The organism is Rhizobacter sp. P1_G5, assembly GCF_056405435.1.
This window is the reverse complement of the sequence record NZ_JBFUCB010000518.1, coordinates 1-4,390: the sequence shown is the minus strand read 5'-3', so window position 1 is coordinate 4,390 and position 4,390 is coordinate 1. Positions and strand designations below refer to the sequence as shown.

At 67.8% G+C, this 4,390-nt stretch carries 4 protein-coding genes; 1 reads left to right on the top strand and 3 read right to left on the bottom strand.

Annotated features, from left to right (window positions below; genetic code table 11):
- The 3 genes from AC1D12_RS25930 to AC1D12_RS25920 form a co-directional block, all read right to left on the bottom strand.
- On the bottom strand, positions 1-802 hold an 802-nt coding region (locus AC1D12_RS25930), incomplete at its 3' end, for a CaiB/BaiF CoA transferase family protein (RefSeq protein WP_477843811.1).
- 1 nt (position 803) lies between these two features.
- Positions 804-1,667 carry an HTD2 family dehydratase gene (locus AC1D12_RS25925; RefSeq protein ID WP_477827866.1) on the bottom strand — a complete coding sequence of 288 codons (864 nt, stop codon included), beginning with the start codon at positions 1,665-1,667 and terminating at the stop codon, positions 804-806.
- 20 nt (positions 1,668-1,687) lie between these two features.
- A complete protein-coding gene (locus AC1D12_RS25920) occupies positions 1,688-3,745 on the bottom strand; it encodes a 4-oxalomesaconate tautomerase (RefSeq protein ID WP_477843813.1) in 2,058 nt (685 codons plus the stop codon).
- 91 nt (positions 3,746-3,836) lie between these two features.
- On the opposite strand from AC1D12_RS25920, the gene AC1D12_RS25915 reads away from it, so the two are divergent.
- Positions 3,837-4,390, top strand: a 554-nt coding sequence (locus AC1D12_RS25915; protein ID WP_477843809.1) for a LysR family transcriptional regulator, incomplete at its 3' end; no start/stop codon positions are given.

The following is a 4,390-nucleotide window of genomic DNA, read 5'->3' as shown; positions in this document are numbered from 1 at the left end:
GCTCGGGACGCTGCATGACCTTCTCGCAGAAGTTGACCCACTCGCGTTCGTTCTGCAGGCCCAGCATCACGCTGCCTTCGTCCTTTCCGATCGGGAACGGGCCATAGGGGTAGATGGTGGCGTGGGCCGCACCGGTGCGCGGCGGTGGCGGCGCACCCTCGAAGGCGTAGTAGAGCGGATAGCTGGTCCATTCGGCCAGGGATTCCAGCATCGAGATGTCGATGTGCTGGCCACGTCCGCCTTGCGTGYGCTGCAGCAGCGCCGCAAGGATGTTGGTGTAGGCGTACATGCCCGCGGCGATGTCGGCGATCGAAGGGCCGGCCTTGCACGGCTCGTCGGGTGTGCCGGTGACCGACACGAACCCCGCTTCGCTCTGGATCAGCAGGTCGTAGGCCTTCTTGTCGCGGTACGGGCCGTCGGCACCGTAGCCGGAAATGTCGCACACGATGATGGCCGGCTTCTTCACCGCGAGCACGTCGTAGCCCAGCCCCAGGCGCGCCGCAGCGCCAGGCGCCAGGTTCTGCACGACCACGTCGGCCTTCTCCAGCACGAGACGCTCGAGGATCCCGGCCGCTTCGGGGTGCTTCACGTCGAGCGTGAGACTCTCCTTGGAGCGGTTGGTCCAGACAAAGTGCGATGCCAGGCCGCGCACGCGGGAGTCATAGCCGCGCGCAAAGTCGCCCGTGCCCGGGCGTTCGATCTTGATGACTCGGGCGCCCAGATCGGCCAATTGGCGCGTCGCGAACGGCGCSGCGATGGCGTGTTCGAGCGTGACGACGGTGAGCCCCTTGAGTGGCTGCATCTCAGGCTCCCCGCAGCGTCGCGACCGCATCCATCGTCAGCCAGCCTTCATGGTCCTCGGCCCACAACTTGATGCTGCCGTCGGCCTGCGGCTGGCCATTGACGAGGAACGCGGCCAGGTCGAAGGTCGGGCGAACGGCCTTGAACCGGAAGGTGGCGATGTCGGCATCGGGCGCGTTGCGGCGAACCAGGTCCATCAGCAGGGTGGCGATCAGCGGGCCGTGCACGACCAGGCCTGGATAGCCCTCGACCTCSGTGACGTACTTGCGGTCGTAGTGAATGCGATGGCCGTTGAACGTCAGCGCGGAATAGCGGAACAGCAGCACATCGTCGGGCACGATCCGGCGCTGCCAGCGTGCGCCGGCCTCGGCGGCGTGCGGCGTCGGCTCCACGTCCCCGGCCCGCCTGGCCTCGCGGTAGACGATGTCGTGGAATTCGACGATCGCCGGATCGGCCGCTCCGTTGCAGCGCAATTCGTGGCGCACCTTCACGAACACGAGCTTGCCCGTGCGGCCTTCCTTGACCGTCACGTCGGCAATGGCCGATGTGCGCTCCACCGCGTCGCCCACCCGCACCGGCGAGCGAAACTCGAACTGGCTGCCGGCCCACATGCGGCGCGGCAGSGGMACGGGCGGCAGGAACCCGCCYCGCCTSGCATGTCCGTCCGGSCCGATCTCGCTCTGGCGGTGCAGGGGCAGGAAGTACAGCCAGTGCCACAGCGGCGGCAATGGCGCACCCGCCTCCACCGGCGCGGCGGCGTGATCCAGCGTCGCGTCGAGCGCATTGACGGGCGTTGCGCCGACCTGGTCTCGCATCGTCTCGCTGCGGCCGATCCAGGCCTTCAAGTCGTCGAGGGAACTGCCCATGTCCGAAGCTCCTGCTCTACTCAGTCGGCCGCCAGCTTGGCGCGCTGCACGACAGCCGTCCACTTCGCCAGCTCGCTCTTCACCAGCTCGCCGAACTTCTCGGGCGTGCTGGTCTCGACATCGGCACCGTGCTCTTGCATGCGCTGGATGACCTCCTTGTCGGCGAGCACCTGGTTGAGTGCCTTGTTGATCTGGTCGATGATCGGCTTGGGGGTCTTCGCCGGGGCGAAGAAGCCGTACCACTGCTGCACGTCGACGCCGTCGACGCCCGCCTCCTTGAGCGTCGGCACGTCGGGCAGCAAGGCGGATCGCCGGGGGCCCGCCACCGCGAGCGCCCGCAGCTTTCCGGCCTTCACGTGCGGCAGCGCCGTGAACAGGCTCGGGAACATGAACTGCGTCTGCCCACCGATGGTGTCACTGATCGCCGGGGCGGAACCCTTGTACGGCGCACCGAGCATCACGACGCCGGCACTGAGCTTGAACAGCTCGGCCGCGTAGTGCGGGGCCGTGCCGTTGCCGGCCGAGGCGTACGTGTACTTGTCCGGCTTGGCCTTGAGCTGTGCCACCAGGTCCTTGACGTCCTTCACCGGCACGGCGGCATTTGCGACCATCAGCGTCGGCGAGTAGCCCACCAGGCCGATCGGCGCGAAGTCCGAGACCGGGTCGTAGCGCAGCTTCTGCAAGGCCGGGTTCATCGCGTGGGTGGCGATGTAGCCGAACATCAACGTGTGGCCGTCGGGCGCGGCACGGCTGACGTATTCGCTCGCGATCGCGCCATTGGCACCGGAGCGGTTGTCGATGATCACGGTCTGGCCCAGCAGCGGACCGAGCTTCTGCGCGACGGTGCGTGCCATCGCGTCGTTGCCGCCGCCGGCGGCCGTGGGCACGACGATCGTGATGGTCTTGTCCGGATAAGCCTGCGCCATCGGGACGATGGCGGTCATCGCGGCGGCGACGACGGGCGCGAGCAAGCGCTTCATGGTTTTGTCTCCTTCTGTGGATCTCGAGAACACGTAAGGCGGGATGTGAAGCTCGCCTTGCAGGATCTTTCGGGCCGTGCGCACGAGCGCGGCGTGCTGGATGCGAGCATCCGGGCCATGGCCTTCGATCGTCACCTCGACGTCGATCCGCCCCTGCGGATGCAATACCGAGATGCCGCGAGTGCCGGCCCGGCTCCCCGCGCCGCTGACCACGGTGCCGGGCAGCGCGTACGCGGCGGCGACGCCGATGGCGCCGGTGACCGCGTGCGACGCATGGCAACGCCAGGGCGTGAAGTAGCGCGACCTGACACTGTGGGCGTCGTCGCCTTCGCTGGCGATCACGGGCTTGGGCACGACGCTGGTCGACACATCGCCCAGGCCCATGGCTTCGCCTGCGGCGCGCCGAACGGCCTCGACGCGGGCCAGCAACGCGAGGTCGGCGTCGAGCTCCGCCGGTGCCTCACGGCCGGTGAGGCCGAGGTCGCGGGCCCGCATGATGACGAGGGGCATCGCGGCGTCGATGCAGGTCACTTCAAGACCGTCGATGGCATCGATGCGCCGGCCGGTGGGAAACACCGAGCCGGTCGTCGCGCCCCAGGCGTCCAGGAAATTCAGGCGGATCGCTGCGGCCGTGCCGGCCACGCCGTCAATCCCGGTCTCGCCGTCATAGACGACCTGCCGGCCCGGCGTCTGCACCGTCACGTCGATGCGCGAGCGGGTGTTGACGTTGAAGACACGCACCGTCGTTTCGCCGTCCTGCGCCGTCACGAGGCCCTGCTCGATGGCGAACGGTGCCACGCCCGACAACATGTTGCCGCAGTTGGGACGGGTATCGACCGACTTCTGGCCGACCCCGACCTGCGCGAACAGGTAGTCGACGTCGCAACCCGCCTCGGCCGACTTCGAGACGATCGCGACCTTGCTGGTGAGCGTGCTGCCGCCACCCACGCCGTCGAGCTGCAGCAGGTCGGATGCGCCGATGGCACCGATCAGCGTCTCGTCGCGCATGGCTTCGTCGGCGGGCAGCCAGTCACGCAGGAAGAACGGCCCACGCGAGGTGCCGGCACGCATCAGGACGCAGGGAAGGACTCGGTTCATGAGGCAATGATCGGCGCCTCCTTTGCGAAACAGAATTGCATCTTTATGATCAACTGATGCCTTTTGTGCATCAATCCAAGCGAGCAGCCRCATGGCCATCAACTTCGACCTGAACGACCTGCTCGCCTTCCGGGCCGTGGCGGAGCTGAGCAGTTTCCGCAAGGCGGCCGAGGCGGTGCACCTCTCGCAGCCGGCGTTCAGCCGCCGCATCGACAAGCTCGAGCAGGCATTGGGCGTGCGCCTGCTCGAACGGACCACACGGCGCGTGACGCTGACCGCGGTCGGCCGCGACTTCGAACGCAAGGTGCGGGAGCTGCTGGACGACCTCGATGCCACGCTGCTGGGCATCCGCGGCGTCGCGGCGACCCGCATGGGCGAAGTGACGGTGGCCTGCGTTCCTTCGACGGTGTACTACTACCTCTCGAAGGTGATACGTCGCTATCACGAGCGCAGCCCGAAGGTGCGCGTCAAGGTGCTCGACGCCGCCGCGAACGAGGTGCTGGCAGCGGTGGCGCGCGGCGAGGCAGATTTCGGCCTCAACTTCATCGGCGCGCAGGAGGGCGAACTCGAGTTCAAGTCCCTCGTGGAGGAGCGGTTCGTCGCGGCTTGCCGGCGCGATCACCCGCTGGCAAAGCTGCGCCGCGG

What these genes read in the sequence shown, in the direction of transcription:
- AC1D12_RS25920 (WP_477843813.1), bottom strand. Translation starts at nt 3,745, where the DNA reads ATGAACCGAGTCCTTCCCTGCGTCCTGATGCGTGCCGGCACCTCGCGT.